The sequence below is a fragment of the Tsukamurella ocularis genome, from assembly GCF_965138335.1.
Lineage (GTDB): Bacteria > Actinomycetota > Actinomycetes > Mycobacteriales > Mycobacteriaceae > Tsukamurella > Tsukamurella ocularis_A.
The window spans coordinates 70,226-89,300 of the sequence record NZ_CBCSDV010000008.1 but is presented as its reverse complement, the minus strand read 5'-3'; the positions used below and the strand labels follow the sequence as shown (position 1 = coordinate 89,300).

The 19,075-nt window shown below is 70.3% G+C and carries 17 protein-coding genes and 1 pseudogene; 8 read left to right on the top strand and 10 right to left on the bottom strand.

Annotation, left to right across the window (positions count from 1 at the left end; genetic code table 11):
* Positions 1-65: 65 nt before the first annotated feature.
* Complete coding sequence (gene polA, locus ACNAYW_RS09795) at positions 66-2,741, top strand: DNA polymerase I (RefSeq protein ID WP_415849577.1); 2,676 nt, start codon at positions 66-68, stop codon at positions 2,739-2,741.
* Positions 2,742-2,796: 55 nt separating this feature from the next.
* Here polA and ACNAYW_RS09790 read toward each other — a convergent pair whose 3' ends face one another.
* Positions 2,797-3,432, bottom strand: coding sequence for an isochorismatase family protein (locus tag ACNAYW_RS09790; RefSeq protein ID WP_415849507.1), 636 nt, complete (start codon positions 3,430-3,432; stop codon positions 2,797-2,799).
* Between the two features lie 134 nt (positions 3,433-3,566).
* On the opposite strand from ACNAYW_RS09790, the gene ACNAYW_RS09785 reads away from it, so the two are divergent.
* Together ACNAYW_RS09785 and ACNAYW_RS09780 are read left to right on the top strand one after the other, a co-directional pair.
* Positions 3,567-4,511 (top strand): GlxA family transcriptional regulator, encoded by a 945-nt coding sequence (locus ACNAYW_RS09785; RefSeq protein ID WP_415849506.1) that lies wholly within the window; start codon positions 3,567-3,569, stop codon positions 4,509-4,511.
* 220 nt (positions 4,512-4,731) lie between these two features.
* Complete coding sequence (locus ACNAYW_RS09780) at positions 4,732-6,009, top strand: reverse transcriptase family protein (protein ID WP_415849505.1); 1,278 nt, start codon at positions 4,732-4,734, stop codon at positions 6,007-6,009.
* 265 nt (positions 6,010-6,274) lie between these two features.
* Here the strand turns inward: ACNAYW_RS09780 and ACNAYW_RS09775 are convergent, their stop codons facing one another.
* Complete coding sequence (locus tag ACNAYW_RS09775) at positions 6,275-6,754, bottom strand: DIP1984 family protein (protein WP_415849504.1); 480 nt, start codon at positions 6,752-6,754, stop codon at positions 6,275-6,277.
* Between the two features lie 92 nt (positions 6,755-6,846).
* Here ACNAYW_RS09775 and ACNAYW_RS09770 point away from each other — a divergent pair, with 92 nt between their 5' ends.
* Both ACNAYW_RS09770 and ACNAYW_RS09765 read left to right on the top strand, forming a co-directional pair.
* Entirely contained in the window at positions 6,847-7,479 is a 633-nt protein-coding gene (locus tag ACNAYW_RS09770; protein WP_415849503.1) for an HAD family hydrolase, read from the top strand.
* Between the two features lie 67 nt (positions 7,480-7,546).
* On the top strand, positions 7,547-7,891 hold the full coding sequence (locus ACNAYW_RS09765; RefSeq protein ID WP_415849502.1) for a helix-turn-helix domain-containing protein: 345 nt from the start codon (positions 7,547-7,549) through the stop codon (positions 7,889-7,891).
* Positions 7,892-7,900: 9 nt separating this feature from the next.
* Here ACNAYW_RS09765 and ACNAYW_RS09760 read toward each other — a convergent pair whose 3' ends face one another.
* The 3 genes from ACNAYW_RS09760 to ACNAYW_RS09750 form a co-directional block, all read right to left on the bottom strand.
* Complete coding sequence (locus tag ACNAYW_RS09760; RefSeq protein WP_415849501.1) at positions 7,901-8,299, bottom strand: hemophore-related protein; 399 nt, start codon at positions 8,297-8,299, stop codon at positions 7,901-7,903.
* A 38-nt stretch (positions 8,300-8,337) separates the two neighbouring features.
* Positions 8,338-8,691 (bottom strand): hemophore-related protein, encoded by a 354-nt coding sequence (locus ACNAYW_RS09755; protein WP_415849500.1) that lies wholly within the window; start codon positions 8,689-8,691, stop codon positions 8,338-8,340.
* 232 nt (positions 8,692-8,923) lie between these two features.
* Positions 8,924-9,709, bottom strand: a complete 786-nt coding sequence (locus ACNAYW_RS09750; protein WP_415849576.1) for a class I SAM-dependent methyltransferase — start codon at positions 9,707-9,709, stop codon at positions 8,924-8,926.
* Positions 9,710-9,874: 165 nt separating this feature from the next.
* Here ACNAYW_RS09750 and rpsA point away from each other — a divergent pair, with 165 nt between their 5' ends.
* On the top strand, positions 9,875-11,359 hold the full coding sequence (rpsA, locus tag ACNAYW_RS09745) for a 30S ribosomal protein S1 (protein WP_068568982.1): 1,485 nt from the start codon (positions 9,875-9,877) through the stop codon (positions 11,357-11,359).
* Between the two features lie 71 nt (positions 11,360-11,430).
* On the opposite strand, the gene ACNAYW_RS09740 is transcribed toward rpsA, so the two are convergent.
* The 5 genes from ACNAYW_RS09740 to ACNAYW_RS09720 are packed head-to-tail and all read right to left on the bottom strand — an operon-like array spanning position 11,431 to position 16,723.
* On the bottom strand, positions 11,431-12,537 hold the full coding sequence (locus tag ACNAYW_RS09740) for an ABC transporter ATP-binding protein (RefSeq protein WP_415849499.1): 1,107 nt from the start codon (positions 12,535-12,537) through the stop codon (positions 11,431-11,433).
* A gap of 40 nt (positions 12,538-12,577) precedes the next feature.
* Complete coding sequence (locus tag ACNAYW_RS09735; protein WP_415849498.1) at positions 12,578-13,417, bottom strand: carbohydrate ABC transporter permease; 840 nt, start codon at positions 13,415-13,417, stop codon at positions 12,578-12,580.
* Positions 13,417-14,361, bottom strand: coding sequence for a carbohydrate ABC transporter permease (locus tag ACNAYW_RS09730; RefSeq protein WP_415849497.1), 945 nt, complete (start codon positions 14,359-14,361; stop codon positions 13,417-13,419). The genes ACNAYW_RS09735 and ACNAYW_RS09730 overlap by 1 nt, the downstream gene beginning before the upstream one ends.
* Positions 14,358-15,734 (bottom strand): ABC transporter substrate-binding protein, encoded by a 1,377-nt coding sequence (locus tag ACNAYW_RS09725; protein ID WP_458630044.1) that lies wholly within the window; start codon positions 15,732-15,734, stop codon positions 14,358-14,360. The genes ACNAYW_RS09730 and ACNAYW_RS09725 overlap by 4 nt, the downstream gene beginning before the upstream one ends.
* A gap of 5 nt (positions 15,735-15,739) precedes the next feature.
* Entirely contained in the window at positions 15,740-16,723 is a 984-nt protein-coding gene (locus ACNAYW_RS09720) for a sugar-binding transcriptional regulator (RefSeq protein WP_415849495.1), read from the bottom strand.
* Between the two features lie 99 nt (positions 16,724-16,822).
* Between ACNAYW_RS09720 and ACNAYW_RS09715 the strand changes: the two genes are divergently transcribed.
* Both ACNAYW_RS09715 and ACNAYW_RS09710 read left to right on the top strand, forming a co-directional pair.
* Entirely contained in the window at positions 16,823-17,860 is a 1,038-nt protein-coding gene (locus ACNAYW_RS09715) for an NAD(P)-dependent alcohol dehydrogenase (RefSeq protein ID WP_415849494.1), read from the top strand.
* Positions 17,860-19,075, top strand: a pseudogene (locus ACNAYW_RS09710) (mannitol dehydrogenase family protein); the annotation flags it as partial. The gene ACNAYW_RS09715 and the pseudogene ACNAYW_RS09710, both read left to right, overlap by 1 nt.

The following is a 19,075-nucleotide window of genomic DNA, read 5'->3' as shown; positions in this document are numbered from 1 at the left end:
AAGCTGTCGGGGGCGATCACTAGACTGCCGGTGTGACTTCAGCGAACTCCTCGACCAAGCCCACGATGTTGCTGATCGACGGGCACTCGATGGCGTTCCGCGCCTTCTTCGCGCTCCCGCTCGACGGTGGCCGCTTCCGCACCAAATCGGGGCAGCCGACCAACGCGGTGTACGGCTTCACGTCGATGCTGATCAAGCTCCTCAAGGAGGAGGCGCCCGGCTACGTCGCCGCCGCGTTCGACGTCTCCCGCCAGACCTTCCGCGCCGAGATGTACCCCGAGTACAAGGCGCAGCGCAGCTCCGCTCCGGATGACTTCCGCGGCCAGGTGGACGTCGTCAAGGACGTGCTGGGCGCCATGGGCATCCCCACCATGGCGCAGGAGGGCTACGAGGCGGACGACATCATCGCCACGATGACCACGCAGGCCCAGGCGCAGGGCTTCCGGGTCCTCATCGTCACGGGCGACCGCGACGCACTGCAGCTCGTCAACGACGACGTCACGGTCCTCTACCCGCGCAAGGGCGTCTCGGACCTCACCCGGTTCACGCCGGAGGAGGTGGAGGCGAAGTACGGGCTCACCCCGTCCCAGTACCCGGACTACGCGGCGCTCCGCGGCGACCCGTCGGACAACCTGCCCGGCATCCCCGGCGTCGGGGAGAAGACCGCCGCCAAGTGGATCCGCGAGTACGGGAACCTCGAGGGACTGGTCACCAACGTCGACAAGGTGAAGGGCAAGGTCGGGGACTCGCTGCGCGAGAACCTCGCGACCGTGCAGCTCAACCGGCAGATCACCGAGATGGTGCGGGACATGACGCTGCCCTACGCCCCGGAGGACCTGGCGCTGCAGCCGTGGAACCGCGAGGCCATCCATCAGCTCTTCGACGACCTCGAGTTCCGGGTGCTGCGCGAGCGCATCTTCACCGAGCTCTCGTCGTCGGAGCCCGAGGCGGACGAGGGCTTCGAGATCTCGGGCGGCATCGTCGCGGCCGGCACCGTCGCCGAGTGGCTCGCCGAGCACGGCGCCTCCGGGGCACGGTCCGGGCTGGGCGTGATCGGCCCGGAGGTCGTGGTCGACGGTGACGCGGAGGCCGTCGTCATCGCCGCTCCCGACGGCGAGGGCGGGTACTTCGAACTGTCCTCGTTGACGCCGGAGGACGAGGCCGCGCTGGGCGCGTGGCTCGCCGACGACGGGCAGCCCAAGGCCGCGCACGAGGCCAAGTGGGCCATGCACGCCCTGTCCAGCCGCGGCTGGACGCTCGGCGGTCTCACCTCGGACACGGCGATCGCCGCGTACCTGGTGCGGCCGGGCCAGCGCACCTTCAACCTCGACGACCTCTCCGTGCGGTACCTGCACCGGGAGCTGCGCGTCGAGGCGGCGGGCGATGATTCGCAGCTCTCGCTCCTCGACGATCCCGACGACTCGGCGGGGGAGAAGGCGCAGCAGGCCATCCTGCGGGCCCGCGCGGTCGCCGACCTGGCGGACGCGCTCGACGGCGAGCTCGACAACATCGAGTCGCGCCCGCTCCTGGCCGAGATGGAGCTCCCCTTGCTCCGCGTGCTCGACGTCATGGAGACCACCGGCATCGCCGTCGATATCGCGCACCTCGAGTCGCTGCACAGCGAGTTCAGCGAGCGGATCCGCGCCGCCGAGGCCTCGGCCTTCGAGGAGATCGGGGAGCAGATCAATCTCGGCTCGCCGAAGCAGCTGCAGGTGATCCTGTTCGAGAAGCTGGGCCTGCCGAAGACGAAGAAGACCAAGACCGGCTACACCACCGACGCGGCGGCGCTCGAGGCGCTGTACGAGAAGGAGCCGCACCCGTTCCTGCAGCATCTGCTGGAGCACCGCGATGCGACGCGGCTCAAGGTGACCGTCGAGGGCCTGCTCAAGACCGTCGCCTCCGACGGGCGGATCCACTCCACGTTCAACCAGACGGTGGCGGCCACCGGCCGCCTCTCGTCGACCGATCCGAACCTGCAGAACATCCCGGTGCGTACCGAGGCCGGCCGGCAGATCCGGCACGCCTTCGTCGCGGGCGAGGGCTACGAGACGCTGATGACGGCGGACTACAGCCAGATCGAGATGCGGATCATGGCGCACCTGTCGGGCGACGAGGGCCTCATCGAGGCCTTCAACACCGGTGAGGACCTGCACAACTTCGTCGGCTCCAAGGCCTTCGGCGTCCCGATCGACGAGGTCACCCCGGACATGCGCCGGCGGGTCAAGGCGATGTCCTACGGTCTCGCCTACGGGCTCTCGGCCTTCGGCCTCGCCGCGCAGCTGAAGATCTCGCGCGACGAGGCGAAGGACCAGATGGAGGCGTACTTCTCCCGCTTCGGCGGGGTGCGGGACTACCTCCAGGACGTGGTCACCGAGGCCACGCGCAACGAGTACACCGAGACCATCTACGGCCGGCGTCGGTACCTGCCGGATCTCACGTCGACCAACCGGATGCGCCGCGAGGCCGCCGAGCGCATGGCGCTCAACGCGCCCATCCAGGGCAGCGCGGCCGACATCATCAAGGTCGCGATGCTCCGGCTGCAGGAGCGGATCACCGCCGCCGGCCTGCGGTCGCGGATGCTGCTGCAGGTGCACGACGAGCTCGTGCTCGAGGTGGCGGCGGGGGAGCGGGAGCAGCTCGAAGCGCTGGTCCGCGACACGATGGGCGGCGCCGCCGAGCTCTCCGTGCCGCTCGAGGTGTCCGTCGGGTACGGGCGCACCTGGGACGATGCTGCACACTAGTCATGCGATGATGTGACAGTATGCATTGATGCGCGACGCCCCGCGTCGACATCGGTCAGTGGTCGGCGCGTCCCTGCACGGCGGAGGAGCCGAGGTCGCTCTTGTCCAGCGGGCGCCCCTCCGCGACCGAGTCGATCCATGCGTCGGTAGTTGCCACGGCCGCCCAGTTCGAGTGGAGCAGCACCATGAGCGTCTCGTGGACCTGCTGGGCGGAGACGCTGCCCGCGGCGTTGGACAGGTGGATCGCGCCGGTCGCGTCCGAAAGCACCTCGACGGCGAGGCCTTCGGGTTCGGCCGCCGCCGCGCTGGCCAGAACGCAATTGTTGGTCATGTAGCCCACCAGTGTCAGCGTGTCGATGGCGTTCTCGCGCAGCCATTCCGGCAGCCCCTTCGAGGTGAGGACGCTCGAGCGCTGCTTCTCGACGTGCGCGGCAACGGCGTCGCTGCGCGCGGCGACGTCCGGGTGCAGGCGCGCTCCGTCCGAACCCTCGGCGAAGACGGGGGCGTCCTCGGGCAAGACGTGCGCGACGGTCACCACCGGAACGCCGGCCTCCTGTGCGGCGTCCATCGCGGCGAGGACCCGCTTGAGGGACTCGTTGCGGGGCGGGTACGCCACGGCCAGCGGGCGGTCGGCGTCGAAGTACTCGTTCTGCACGTCGATGACGATGAGAGCGCGACGGGGTTCGGTCATGGGATGTGCTCCTGTGCATGCGGATCGGATACGTAGAGGAACCTGGTGTTCGCTCGGAATCCATACTCGCGCCGCGCCGCCGGGTAGCGTGAGTGGCAGAATTACTCATCTTCGATGGATTCAGGACAACTACCGTGCGCATCGCAGTCCACGCCTTCGACGGCATCTCGATGTTCCACCTCTCCACGCCCCTGATCGCCTTCGGCGAGGTCGGCCGCCTCGGGCTCGCCCCCGACTGGGAAACCGGCATCTGGAGTATCGACGGCGGCCCCGTCCGCGGGCTGGACGGCGTCACCATCGCGACCGCGGACCGGGCTGCGGCCCGCGCGGCCGACCTCGTCGTCTTCCCGTCCTGGCCGACCGACCTGCCCGAGCCGGGCGTCGACCTCCTCGACGAGATCCGCGCCGCGCACGCCCGCGGCGCCATGATCGCCGGGCTCTGCCTGGGAGCCTTCCCGGTCGTCGCGTCGGGCGTCCTCGACGGCCGCACCGCGACCACCCACTGGGCGTCGGAAACCGAACTCGCGCAGCGGTACCCGGGCGTCGCCGTGCGGGCCGAGGGCCTGTACGTCGACCACGGCGACGTCCTGACGTCGGCGGGCACCGCGTCGGCCCTGGACGCCTGCCTGCACGTGGTGCGGACGAAGCTCGGATCGACCGCCGCGACCGCGCTCGCCCGATACCTCGTGATCGCGCCGCACCGCGACGGCGATCAGGCGCAGTACATCGACCGTCCGCTGCCGGTCGCGGGCGACGGGCCCATCGGCGCCGCCACCACGTGGGCGCTCGCCCACCTGGACGCCCCGCTGACGGTCGACGACCTCGCGGCGCGGGTGAGCATGAGTCCGCGGCACTTCGCGCGGCGTTTCCAGGAGACCGTGGGCATGAGCCCCGCCAAATGGGTACTGAGTCGCCGCCTCGACGAGTCGCGGAGACTCCTGGAGAACACGGCGTGGAGCATCGACCGGATCGCCCGGGCGAGCGGCTTCGCCAGCACGGTGACGTTCCGCCAGAACTTCGTCCGCGCGTACTCGACCACCCCGACTTCCTATCGGCACCGGTTCACCGAGAAGTCCTGAGCGCGTCCGGAGCTGTGCATCGCCACGCCGAGATGTGGCACTCTGGATTCATGCGACGTCGCTCGGGTGAGGTGGGATCCGCGAGATCCGTCCCAGCGGTAACCGCTGGGGGCACTGCACAGTTACACCCTGCGTCCCACGCCGGTCCGTGCGCTGCGCGCACCGGGCGGCGCTGCGGGACTCTGTTCCAGGTCACCCGAGCGGCGTTCGCATCCCGCGTATGACGGTGGTCGAGATCGCCCGGCGCCTGCCGCGGTCGTGGCGGTTCGCCGTCGCCGATCGCGTCGCTCTCCTCACGGAGGAGATGTGGACTGCCGAGACGATCGCCTTGCTCGTCCGCGGCGCCGTCCCGGACGAGCTGGTGGAACAGGTCGTCGAAGCCCTCCTCGCCGGACACCCGCGGCCGCCGCACCAGGTGGTCGACGGGCGCGGACGGTTGCCCACGACCGCGGCGCTCGTCGCGGCACTCGACGCGGTGCGCATCGTCGAGACCCTGGACTCCGGCGGGCCCATCGACGTGCCCGGCCTCGCCCTACCCGACGTCGCCTCCGTCGCCCGCATGCTGGACGTCACGGTGCCGGAGCTCGAGTGGTTCGCCGATCACGGGCGGTGGCTGCGGCATGCGCGCCCGCCGCTGCGGCACTACCGGGTGGCACGGATGGTCAAGCCGGCCGGTGGATTCCGGGTCATCGAAGCGCCCAAGCCCCGGCTCGCCGAGGCGCAGCGACGGATCCTGCGCCGCGTGCTCGACCCCGCGGGCGCGCACCCCGCGGCGCGCGGCTTCCGCCCGGGCGGATCGGTCCTCGCCTACGCCGCGCCCCACGTCGGTAGTCGCTCGGTGGTCCGGCTCGACCTCCGCGACTGCTTCTCGACGGTGGCGGTGCCCCGCGTCCGGAGCGTCTTCCGCCGGCTGGGATACCCGGCTCCGGTCGCGTCCGTGCTGGCCGACCTGTGCACCGTCGCGACGCCCGCCGACGAGCTTCGCGGCCTGGACCCGTGGCGGGCGGCGACGCTCCGGTCGCGGCATCTGCCACAGGGCGCGCCCTCGTCGCCCGCGCTGGTGAACCTCGCGCTGCACCGCCTCGACGCGCGCCTGGCCGGGCTGGCACACGCGCAGGGAGCGCGCTACACCCGGTACGGCGACGACCTCGCCGTCTCGGGCGCACGGGATCCCGCGCTGATCGCGGGCGTCGTGCCGAAGATCGTGGCGGCGGAGGGGCTCTCGGTGAATCCACAGAAGACGCGGATCATGGCGGCCGGCACACGGCAGGAACTCGCGGGGGTCGTGGTCAACGCCCACGCCCAGGTCCCGCGGGCCGAGTACGACGACCTGCGTGCCCTCCTGCACAACGCCGCCCGCTCCGGTGGTGAGAGCCAGAACCGCGACGGCCACCTGGACTTCCGCGCCTTCGTCTACGGCCGGATCGCGTGGGTGGCGCAGGGGAACGAACGACGTCGAGAGCGCCTCCTCACCATGGCCGCACGCGTGCGGTGGTGAGAAGGCGCTCTCGGTTGCGACCGGGACGAGGCCCCTTGCCCGCCCTCATCGCCCGACGATCACGTCGATGGGTGGTGATGTGCGATGCGCGTGTGCGCAGTGCGCTGTTCAGCGATGCCGGACTTGTGCGATGCCTTAGTGGCGGTCCCACGCCTGGACTCATGAATCTCAATCATGCGCTGTCTACAGCTTCGTGGCCCGAGGGCCGTCCATCCGCTCGTGATCGGGAGGCGACTACCAGCTCGCCCGGTCGGGCTGATCCCGCTCAGTCCGCGAGTGGTGTCAGCCAGTTCAGTTCCTGCAGCCGCAGATCCAGCCGCCGCAGTTCGGCCGCCAGGTCGTCGGCCTCGGAGCGCAGCGTCGGCACATCGACCGCGCGCAACGTCTTGATCTCCGATCGCGAGTACAGGAAGTCCCGGCGTCCGGAGCCCGCGCTCGCCAACTCCGTACGCATCGACCGACGCAGCCGCAGGACGTCCCGGCGGGCCAGGGCATCGGTCACGGTGGTGCTCCCGTCGAACGACGTGGCCAGGTTGGTCCGGTTGATGCGCGCCATGAGCTGCTCCAACTCCGCCGCCGCCTCGTCCGCCAGCGCCACCAACGCCGCCGGGTCCTCGGTCGGCTCGTCGCCCTCCTGGTACAGGGCGGCCTCGCCGGCGCGCGAGCGCAGCTCGGTGAAACGTGCGATCAGGTCGGCCCGGCGAGCCAACGCCTCGGCGACCTTCATCTCCTCCTTGTCGTTCATGACGACGAACGCTAGGCCGGAGTGCTCTGCGCCACAACCGATTTATCTCCGCCGTCACGGCCGGCGTGAGACGCCCGGTAGCGTTGATCGTCGTGTTCACCATCGGCTTCGACCTCGACCTCACGCTGATCGACTCGCGGCAGCGCATCCTCACGGCGGCGCAGCGCGCGTTCGCCGACCTCGGGCACGCGGTGGACGACGCGGTGCTCCTGCCGCACATGGGCGTCCCCATCGACGATGTGGCGCGCGAGGTCGTGCCGGGGATCGACGGCGAGCGATTCCTCCGGCGCTATCGACGGCACTACGACACCGACGCGACCACGCCGGTGCCCGTCCTGCCGGGCGCGGAGGACCTGCTCGCGGCGATCCGGGCGGCGGGCGGCACATCGATCGTGGTGTCCGCGAAGCAGCAGGCGGCCGCGGAGCGCGCCGTTGCGGAGGCCGGGCTCGACGTGTCCGCCGTCGTGGGCGGGCACTTCGGAGACCGGAAGGGCGACGCGTTGCGCCGGTTCGGGAACGTCCGCGCCTACCTCGGCGACCACGTGGAGGACGCATCGGCGGCCCGCGCCGCCGGCTGCCCGTTCATCGGCGTCACCACCGGCGAGTTCGACGACGAGGCGCTCCGGCGGGCCGGGGCGGCGCACACCGTCGGGCATCTGCAGGAGGTCATCGCCCTGCTCCCCGGGTACACAGGGGTTGGAAAGGCCCGGGAACTGGACATTTAGCCCAGAATTTGATACTGCATAACCTATGGGGCAGACAATCGGGGGAGCATCGGACAGCGTATATCCGATGAGGGCGCGGAAGATCGAGTGGAACACCTACGGGGACTCACTGGCCCGCCGCCTGGTGACGCTCCGGAAGGCGCGCGGGTTGTCGCAGGAGAAGCTCGCCGAGTCGGCGGGGCTGCACCGCAATCAGATCTCGAACATCGAGCGCAACGTGAGCTCGAACGACGGGGTCTCTGACCCGCACATGTCGACGATGTATCGGCTCGCGGCGGCGTTGGACGTGCCGCCCGCGTTCCTGATGCCGGACCTCGACCGCCGCGTGGCGAACCGTTCGCCGGAACAGGCGTCCGGGAAGGCGATCGCGGCGGTCGAGTCGGTGCTGCGTGAGGCCCTCGACGAGGACTGAGCGGAGGGCCTACTTGGCCTTCGCGGAACCGCACGTGCGGTAGGCGTCGGCGACGGCGCGCTGCACGTTCGCCTGCTCGCCGGCCAGGCTCATGGCGCTGCCGGTGCCGCGGAAGGCGAGAGCGGCCACGCGGAGCTGGCGGGTCAGCCCGTCCGATGCGGCGATGTCCGCGAACTCCTGCGGTCCGCCCGCCGCCTCCTCGAGACGCTTCGACAGGCCCGGCGACGAGCGGTCGATCGCGGCCCGCAGCTGACCGACCGTGCACGACGTGCCGGGCACCGCACGTGCCGCCGAGGCGTTCGGCTTGGGTGCGGGCTTCGGCGTCGGAGCGGCGGCGGCGAGCGGCGCGCCGGCCAGGGCGATCGCGCCGAGGACGGCGGCGGTGGCGGCGGTGCGGCGGAAGGTCATACGGGGTGCCTTTCGATGGCGGCGAGCAGAGGAGGGGATCAGTACTTGTCGCAGGTCGCGATGACCTTGGCGATCTTCGCGTCGACGTCGGCGCGGTTCGCCTTGTAGTACGCGGCCGCGGCGGGATTGTCCTTGGTGAGCCGGTCGATGATCTTCTGACGATCCTCGGCCTTCGCGGTGAGCAGCTCGGTCGCCTGGTCGCGGCCGCCGGGGGTGGCGTCCATGACGGCGATCGCCTCCGGGGCGATGACCTGGGTCGCGCGCTCGACCTGCGCGACGGTGCACTTGGTGCCGGGCACCTTGTCGTTCGGTGCCGCGGACGCGACGGCGGGGACGAGGGCGATCACGCCCGCGAGGGCGGCGACCGCGGCGGAGACGCGGATCCGGTTCATGTCTTCTCCTCTTCGGGCGGTGGACGATTGCCCAGCGAGACTACCGGTTCGCCGAGGGCTGCGAAAGCGGCCGGAGGTGCAAAACCAACCCGGTGCGAGCCGACCCGGACCCCGGTAGCTCCTGGGGTTGCCGGGTGTGGCCGCGCGCGCGGCGATGGCTTTGACCTCGGCTTTCGGTGGTTCTACGGGCCGGTTTCGGACGGCCCCTGATACATGCAGTACGTGCAACGAATCAGTCGGGCTTCACGCAGGCGAAGATCGCCGTTCCGGGGAAGATCTCGCCGCGCAACGGGCTCCACTGGCCCCATTCCTGGGTGAATCCCTCGGGCCATTCCGGTTCGATCACGTCCACCACCTGCAGGCCCGCGCCGACGATCTCGCGGATCCGATCGCCCATCGTCCGGTGGTGCTCGACGTAGGTCGGCACGCCGTCGTCGCCCGTCTCGACGTAGGGGGACCGGTCGAAGTACGACAGGGTCGCGACGAGCCCGTCCGGCCCGGGGTCGTCGAGGAACATCCAGCGCATCGGATGGTTGACGGAGAAGACGAACCGGCCGCCGGGTCGCAGGACGCGGTGCGCCTCCGCCATCACCCGCGCGGAGTCGGCGACGAAGGGGATCGCGCCGAAGGCGGAGCAGACGACGTCGGCGGCACCGTCGGCGATCGGGAGGTTCTCGGCCCCCGCCTGGGCGAGGAGCGGGTTTCCGTCGTGCACGTGGGGGAGTCCGCGGCGGAGCATCCCGGCCGAGATGTCGATCCCGACCACGGTCGCGCCCTGCGTGGCGAGCCACCGGGCGCAGGGAGCGCTGCCGCAGCCGATCTCCACCGCCACGGTTCCCGGCCCGACGGCACCGAGTAGCCCGGCGTCGGATTCGCGCAGGCCCTCCGGGCACCACACGAACTCGCCGTCCGCGGTGTCCACGCCCAGGAAGGCGGCGTGCTCCGTGTGATAGGCCTCGGCGTCGGAGTCCCACCAGGATCGATTCGCGGCCTCGGAGCCCGCACTGTCGCGGCGCATGTCCGGTTTGGGGCGGTGGGACACGGGAGTGAACCTCTCGACGGCGGGTGCGGAGAGGGCGGTTTGCCCAGGTTGCACGCGGTGGAGTAGCCTGGACCCCGCGTGTGCCCATGCGTGCGCGATCTCGACCACACTACTAGCACCCTGTCCGGAGCAACTTACCCAATGCCCACCACCACCGTTACGTCCCCGCAGGTCGCCGTCAACGACATCGGCACCGCGGAGGATTTCCTCGCAGCGATCGACGCCACGATCAAGTACTTCAACGATGGCGACATCGTCGAGGGCACCATCGTCAAGGTCGACCGTGACGAGGTCCTGCTCGACATCGGTTACAAGACCGAGGGCGTCATCCCCTCCCGCGAGCTGAGCATCAAGCACGACGTCGACCCCTCCGAGGTCGTCAACGTCGGCGATGCCGTCGAGGCTCTCGTCCTCACCAAGGAGGACAAGGAAGGCCGCCTGATCCTGTCCAAGAAGCGTGCGCAGTACGAGCGCGCCTGGGGCACGATCGAGGAGCTCAAGGAGAAGGACGAGGCCGTCAAGGGCACCGTCATCGAGGTGGTCAAGGGTGGTCTCATCCTGGACATCGGCCTCCGCGGCTTCCTCCCGGCCTCGCTGGTCGAGATGCGTCGCGTGCGCGACCTCCAGCCGTACATCGGCAAGGAGATCGAGGCGAAGATCATCGAGCTCGACAAGAACCGCAACAACGTGGTCCTGTCGCGCCGTGCATGGCTCGAGCAGACCCAGTCCGAGGTCCGCAGCGAGTTCCTGCACCAGCTCCAGAAGGGCCAGGTCCGCAAGGGCGTCGTGTCCTCCATCGTCAACTTCGGTGCCTTCGTGGACCTGGGCGGCGTCGACGGCCTCGTGCACGTGTCCGAGCTGTCCTGGAAGCACATCGATCACCCGTCCGAGGTGGTCACCGTGGGCGACGAGGTCACCGTCGAGGTCCTCGACGTCGACCTGGACCGCGAGCGCGTCTCGCTGTCGCTCAAGGCGACGCAGGAGGATCCGTGGCGTCAGTTCGCCCGGACCCACGCCATCGGCCAGATCGTGCCCGGCAAGGTCACCAAGCTCGTCCCGTTCGGCGCGTTCGTCCGCGTCGAGGAGGGCATCGAGGGCCTCGTCCACATCTCGGAGCTGGCCGAGCGCCACGTCGAGGTCCCGGACCAGGTCGTCTCGGTCGGCGACGACGCCATGGTGCGCGTCATCGACATCGACCTCGAGCGTCGTCGCATCTCGCTGAGCCTCAAGCAGGCCAACGAGGACTACACCGAGGAGTTCGACCCGTCGAAGTACGGCATGGCCGACAGCTACGACGAGAACGGCGAGTACATCTTCCCCGAGGGCTTCGATCCCGAGACCAACGAGTGGCTCGAGGGCTTCGAGAAGCAGCGCGAGGAGTGGGAGGGTCGCTACGCCGAGGCGGAGCGTCGCCACAAGATGCACACCGCGCAGATGGAGAAGTTCGCGGCCGACGAGGCCGCCGAGGCCGCTGCCGGCGGTCCGGCCGCGGGTGGCGCGAACTACTCGAGCGAGTCGTCCTCGAACGACCGTGGCGGCAACGAGGCCCCGCAGAGCACCGGCGGTTCGCTGGCCAGCGATGCGCAGCTCGCTGCTCTCCGCGAGAAGCTCTCGGGCAACGCCTGATCCGCTTCACCGCTCTGACGGGAACGCCCCGCATCCGACAGGATGCGGGGCGTTCCCCGTTTCGTGGGGTGCTAGTTGAGGCGCTCGCCCGTGTCCGGGTGGAACAGGTGCACCGCCGGCTCGACCTGCGCGAGCCGCACGCCGTCGCCGATCCGGGCCTCGGTACGTCGCGGACACCGGGCGACCAGGGTGACGGGGGCGCCGTCGACGCCGGTCACGTCGGGGTCCTCCACGCGCGCGTAGACGAAGGTGTCGCTGCCGAGATCCTCGAGGATCGCGACGGAGCCCGCCACTCCGGCGTCGGGGCCGGCGAGACCGAGGCTCTCGGGGCGGATGCCGACGGTCACGCGGTCCAGGCCCGAGGTCCGGACGGCCGCCTGCGCCTCCGCGTCGAGGTCGACGGTGCCGCCCGCCACCGTGATCGCCCCGTCGCGGACGGGCGCGGTGAACAGGTTCATCGCGGGTGAGCCGATGAAACCGGCGACGAAGGCGTTCTTGGGGCGGTCGTAGAGCTCGGCGGGCGTCGCGAACTGCTGCAGCACGCCGAACTTGAGCACCGCGACGCGGTCGCCCATCGTCATCGCCTCGACCTGGTCGTGCGTGACGTACACGGTGGTCGTGCCGAGGCGCCGCTGCAGCGCGGCGATCTGCGTCCGCGTCTGCACCCGGAGCTTGGCGTCGAGGTTCGACAGCGGCTCGTCCATGCAGAAGACCTGCGGCTCGCGGACGATCGCACGGCCCATCGCCACGCGCTGCCGCTGCCCGCCGGAGAGACGCGCCGGCTTGCGATCGAGGTAGTCGGTCAGGTCGAGCAGCTTCGCGGCCTCGGCGACCTTCTGTTTGCGCTCCTCGAGCGGGACGCCGCGCATCTTCAGCGCGAATCCCATGTTCTCGCCGACCGTCTTGTTCGGGTACAGGGCGTAGTTCTGGAAGACCATCGCGATGTCGCGGTCCTTGGGCGCGACGCCCACCATGCTGCGGCCGCCGATGGAGATGGCTCCGGAGTCGATCTCCTCCAGGCCGGCGAGCATGCGCAGCGCGGTGGATTTGCCGGAGCCGGACGGTCCGACCAGCACCACGAACTCGCCGTCGGCGATGTCGAGGTCGAGGGAGTCGACGGCGAGGGTCTCGGCGCCGGGGTAGACGCAGCACGCCTTGTCGTACGTGATGGAAGCCATGGTTCCTCCTGGGGCTTACGAGGGGGTCGAGGTGGTGCGGCTACTTGATGGCGCCGAAGGACAGGCCGCGGACCAGCTTGTTCTGGGCGATCCACCCGCAGATGACGACGGGCAGGGCGGCCAGCACGGAGGCGGCGGAGAGCTTGGCCCAGAACAGGCCCTGCCCGGACATGAAACCGGTGAGGGCCACCGGCATGGTCTGGGCGTTGACCGCGGTGAGGTTCACCGCGAAGAAGAATTCGTTCCACGAAAAGATGACGCAGATCAGGGCGGTGGCGGCGATGCCGGGGGAGATGATCGGCAGGATCACCTCACGCACCGAGGTCCACAGCCCAGCGCCGTCCATCCCCGCGGCCTCGAGCAGCTCGCTCGGGACCTCGAGGAAGAAGGAGCGCATCATCCACACGGCGATGGGCAGGTTCATCGCCGTGTAGAGGATGACCAGCGTCCAGATGTTGTCGAGCATGCCGATCCGCCCGACGATCACGTACAGCGGGATGATGGCCGCCACGATCGGGAGCATCTTGGTGCTGATGAAGAAGAACAGCGCGTCCTGCGTCTTGCGGACCGGCCGCAGGGAGAGGGCGAACGCGGCGGGCACCCCGAGGACCAGCACGAGGGTCGTCGAGATGACCGTGGCGAAGACGGAGTTGAGGAGCGGGACGGCGATGCCCGAGTCGAAGACGGCCGTGAACTGATCGAGCGTCGGGACGAAGAACAGGGTCGGCGGCCGCGTCGCCGCGTCGCTCTCCTGCTTGAACGCGGTGAGCACCATCCAGAGCACGGGGAAGAAGAACCCGATCGCGATGATCCAGGTGAGAGCCGTCAGCGCACCGCCCTTGGGATCGCGCTTGCGGCGGGGGACGAGGGTCGTGGACATCAGGCTGTTTCCTCTCCGGCGCCGAAGCTCTTGAAGATCAGTCGGATCGCGAGCGTCGAGACAACGATCGTGCCGACCACGGTGACGACGCCCATGGCCGCGGCCTGACCGATGTCGAAGCCGAGGAAGGCGCGCTGATAGATGTAGAAGGGCAGGTTGGAGCTGGCGACGCCCGGCCCGCCCGAGGTCATCATGTAGACCGCATCGAAGGTGTTGACCAGGTAGATCGCACCCAGTACCGCGCCCAGTTCGATGAATCGACGCAGGTGCGGCAGCGTCAGCTCGCGGAACAGGCGCACGCTGGTGGCACCGTCGACCCGCGCGGCCTCCTGCACGTCCCGGGGCATGGACTGCAGGCCCGCGAGGATGAGCAGCATCATGAACGGGGTCCACTGCCACACGAGCTCGGCGACGACGGAGGCGAGCGGGTACTCGCTGAGCCAGTCGACGTGGATGCCGAGCGGGCTGAGCACCCACGCGAGTAGGCCGTTGGTGGGGGAGAGCAGGCTTGTCTTCCACAGCAGCGCAGCAGCGACGGGCGTGACCAGGAACGGGGTGATGAGCAGCGTGCGAACCACGCCGCGCCCCAGGAACTTCCGATCCAGGAGTAGTGCGAGGATCAGGCCGAGGATCACCGACAGCACGACGGTGCCGACGATGAGCAGCACGGTGTTGAGCGTGACCGTCCAGAACTGGGTGTCCCGGAAGACCTCGACGTAGTTGCCCAGTCCGTTGAACTTCCGCGACCCGGGGCGCACCAGGTTCCACGACTGCGTGGAGTAGTACAGCGTTACCAGGAACGGGATCTGCGTGACGATGACCATGAAGATCAGCGCGGGCAGCAGTGGTCCTCGGCGGCGCCACGCCTCGGCGCGGCTGATCCGGTCGCGCTTGGAGCGCAACGGGGACGCGGGCCGCGCTGCAGGCGGCGTGGTGGTGGTCATCGTGCTGCTCCCGTCCGGTCCTGGCTGTCGCGGTAGCTCTTCCCGACGACCTCGGCGTACTTCTGCGATTGGGCCAGCGCATCGTCGACGGAGATCTGGCCCGCGATGGCGGCGCTGATCTGCTGGCTGACGCGAGTGCCCAGGTCCTGGAACTCGGGGATGGCCAGGAACTGGATGCCGGTGTACGGCACCGGCTTCAGTGTCGGCTTCGACTGGTCCGCCGCGAGCATCGAGTCGAGCGTCTGCTTCGCGAAGGTCGCGGACAGCTCCTTGTAGGCGGGCAGCTCGTAGGTCGAGAGCCGGCTGCCGGGCGGGACCCGGCTCGGGCCCAGCTTGTCCGCCACGCCGGCGATGTATTGCTTGCTCGTCATCCAGGACACGAACTTCCACGCGTCGCCGGCCCGCTTGCTCTTGGCGGGGATGCCGAGCGACCAGGTGTAGAGCCAGCCGTTGCCGGACTTCGCCATCTTCGGCGCGGGGAGGTAGCCGACCTGCCCGGCGATCTTCGAGGTCTCAGGGCTCTCCAGCGACGAGACGGCGGCCGTGGAGTCGTACCACATCGCGGCCTGGCCCTGCGCCAACAGGTTTCCGCACTCCTGGAAGCCCGTGGACGCCGCGCCGGCCTCGCCGTAGTCGCGCACCGTGTCGACGTAGAACTTCACCGCGGCGCGTACCTCGGGCGAGTCGAACTGGGGGTTCCACTGCTCGTCGAACCAGCGGCCGCCGAAGGCGTTGATGACGGTGTCCAGCGGAGCGAGCACCTCGCCCCAGCCCGGCTTGCCGCGCAGGCAGATCCCTGCCACGTCGCGCGTGTGCAGCCTGCGCGCCGCGTCGGCGACCTCGGGCCAGGTGGGCTCGGCGGGCAGCGTGATGCCCGCCTCGGCGAACATCTGCTTGTTGTACATGAGGAATGACGACTCGCCGTAGAACGGAACGGAGTACATCCGGTCCTGGTACGAGAGCGCCTCACGCAGCGTGGGGATGAAGTCGCCCGGGTCGTACGACGGGTCGCGGTCCATCAGCGTGGAGAGGTCGGTGAGCCAACCGTTCTGCGCCCACATCCGCGTCTCGTAGTTGCTGATCATCACCACGTCGAACTCGCCGCCGCCGGTGGAGACCGAGGCGGTGATCTTGGCGCGCGCCTCGTTCTCGGACAGGGTGACGAACTTGAGCTTCACCCCCGGGTTGGCGCGTTCGAACTCGGGGGCCAGGCCCACCGCGTCCGTCATCTGCGAGTTCGACACCATGGCGACGGTGACGGCGGCATCGCCCCCATCGGTGAAGACCCCCGCGCCGGAGCAGCCGGCGAGCAGGGCCGTCACGGCGGCGAGGCCGCCGGCGGCCGTCGCGCGACGTCGTGCGGATCTGCGGATCACGGTCATCCCTTCTGTTCTGCGAGGAGCCACTGCGCGGTGGGGCGGTCCGTGACCAGTGCGGTCGCGAAGCCTCCCCGCAGGGCGCCCAGGATCGATTCCCGGCGGTGTTCGCCGCCGGAGGTGAGAATCGCTGTGGGGCAACGCTGGATGTCTTCCAGCGGTACCGAGACGGTGCGGTCGACGAGCGACGAGGCGACGGGCGCACCGTCGGGTCCGTAGAAGCGGCCGCCGATCTCGCCGACGGCACCGAGCTCGTGGAGCTCGCCGAGGACCTGGACGTCGATGTACGCGCCCTCGAAGAGCGTGGTCGAGGTGGAGACGGAGCCGACACCGAAGAGCATGACGTCGGCGGAGCGGGCCGCCGCGAGTGCCTGGGAGACGATGGAATCGCGCTCCAGCGCGCGCACGGTGTCGGGGTCGGCGAACAGCGGCGCGACGAGCCGGACGGGCCTGGCGTCGAGTCGCTCGGAGAAGCGGCCGAGGGCGTGGTCGACGCCGGTGTGGTACTCGACGGAGGTCATCGAGCCGTCCATCTGCACGACCCGCGCGCACGACGCGCCACCGCCGAGCGCGTCCGCGACCGCCACCTGCTCGGGCCCCCAGGTGAAGCCGAACGTGTCCGCGGGCTGCAGGCGGCGAGCGAGCAGGGAGGCGCCGGCCCGCCCGAGGGCGGCGTCGCCCGAGGGGGTTCCGTCGGCGTCCTCGGCGATGATCAGCGCCTCGGTGAGCCCGAATGCGGCCTCCAGATCGCGCTCGAGGTCCGGGTGGATGGAGTTCGCGAGGTGCGCGGGCGCGGCGACGGTGACCGTCACGAGACCCTGCGCGCGGGCCCGGGCGACGAGGCGGCCCGCCGTGGGCCGGGAGACGCCGAGCCGCTCGGCGATCTGCGCCTGGGTGAGGCCCTCGAGGTGGTACATGGTGGCCGCCCGCACCAGCAGGCGCAGATCGTGGCCCGGTTCTCCGGGAGTGCGCTGCGGTGATGTCACGCGATGCTCCGTCGATAGCGTGAGCAAATGCTCACTAGCGGTGATTCTGCTCACTACGCTAACATCGGTGGTGTGACCCAGGCAACAGTTTCGAACGAAATGCGCGCCAGCGTGCTGCACCCCGGTGGCCGGATGGCCCTCGAGTCGAGGCCCGTTCCGACGCCCGACCCCGGCGACGTGCTGGTCCAGGTCGCGGCGGTCGGCGTGTGCGGCTCCGACACCCACTACCTGCGCCACGGCAGGATCGGCGAGTTCGTGGTGGAGGCCCCGATCGTCCTCGGGCACGAGGCGTCGGGGCGGATCGTGGCCGTCGGCGCCGGCGTCCCCGACGAGCGGATCGGCGAGCGCGTGTCCATCGAGCCGCAGCGGCCCGACCCGCACAGCCCGGAGTCGCTGCGCGGCGAGTACAACCTGTGCCCGGCCATGCGGTTCTACGCGACGCCGCCGGTCGACGGTGCCCTCGCCGAGTACGTGACCATCGGATCCGCGTTCGCGCACGCCGTCCCGGATTCGGTGTCCGACGAGGCCGCGGCGCTGTTCGAGCCGCTCTCCGTGGGGATCGCCGCGATGCGGAAGGCGGCGGTCGGCCTCGGCGGATCGGTGCTCATCGCCGGCGCGGGCCCGATCGGCCTGCTGTGCGCGCAGGTCGCGCGCGCATCCGGGCTGACGCGGATCGTGGTGACCGACCCCGATCCCGTGCGGCGCGCCGCGGCCGAGCGGTTCGGAGCGACGGGCGCCGTCGACCCCGGGGCCGATGCCCCCGCGGTGGGCGACGGCTTCGACGCCTTCGTCGACGCGTCGGGGGCGCCCGCCGCGATCCGCGCCGGGATCCCGGCCGTCCGCCCCGGCGGCCGCATCGTGCTGGTCGGCATGGGCGCCGACGACCTGGAACTGCCCGTCTTGCTGATCCAGTCTCGAGAGCTGCTCCTCACCGGAGTCTTCCGCTACGCGAACACCTGGCCGACCGCCATCGCGCTCGCGTCGAGCGGCCGCGTCGATCTCGACGGCATGGTCACCGGGCGGTACCCGCTCGATCGTGCCGAGGCCGCGCTCAACGCCGACCGCGAGCCGGGCAGCATCAAGGCCGTCGTCCATCCCGGCCGCGCCGGAACCGATCCCCACGCCGAGGAGCTGTGATGAACGCACCGATCGACCTGACCCCGGCCGCCCTGCCCGCGATCGCGGGCGCATCCGTGCCGGACTACGACCGCGCCGCGGTGCGGCCCGGGATCGTCCACTTCGGCGTCGGCGGCTTCCATCGCGCCCACCAGGCCGTCTACGTCGACCGGCTGCTCGCGGCCGGCCCGGACGCGGCGAGCTGGGGCATCTGCGGCGTCGGGCTGCGGCCCGCCGACGCGGCGATGCGCGACGCCCTCGTCCCGCAGGGCGGGCTCTACACGCTCACCCTCAAGCATCCCGACGGGGCCGTGGAGACCTCCGTCGTCGGGTCGATCGTCGACTACCTGTACGGCCCCGACGATCCCGAGGCCGTGATCGAGCGGCTCGCGGCGCCGGAGACCCGCATCGTCTCCCTCACCATCACGGAAGGCGGCTACAACTTCTCCGCGACCACCGGCGAGTTCGACGCCGAGAACCCGGACGTCCGGCACGATCTGGAGCAGGGGGCGGCGCCGCGCACCGTCTTCGGGTACGTCACCGAGGCCCTGCGCCGGCGGCGCGACCGCGGCGTCCCCGCCTTCACGGTCATGTCGTGCGACAACATCGAGGGCAACGGGCACGTCGCGCAGCGCACCTTCACCGCCTTCGCCCGCCTGGCCGATCCCGGTCTTGCGGACTGGATCACCGAGCACGTGCGCTTCCCCAACTCGATGGTCGACCGGATCACCCCGGCGACGCCCGACGGCCTGCGCGCCGAGGTCGCGGCGCGGGCGGGCGTCGACGACCGCTGGCCCGTGGTGGCCGAGCCGTACACCCAGTGGGTGCTCGAGGACGCCTTCGGCGCCGGGCGACCGCGATTCGAGGACGCCGGCGTGCAGGTTGTCGACGACGTCGCGCCGTACGAGCTCATGAAGCTGCGCCTCCTCAACGCGGGGCACCAGGCGCTGGGACACTTCGCCCGACTGCTGGGGTACGAGTACGTCCACGACGCGGCCGCCGATCCGGACGTGCGGGAGTTGCTCCGCCGGTACATGCAGGAGGAGGGACGGCCCACGCTGCGCCCCGTGCCGGGCATCGACCTCGACGACTACATCGACACGCTGCTCGAGCGGTTTTCCAACCCCGCCATCGCCGATACGGTCGCGCGGCTGTGCCAGGACGCCTCGGATCGCATCCCGAAATGGCTCGTGCCGGTGATCGTCTCGCGCCTCGACGCCGGGGTCGAGGCGCCCC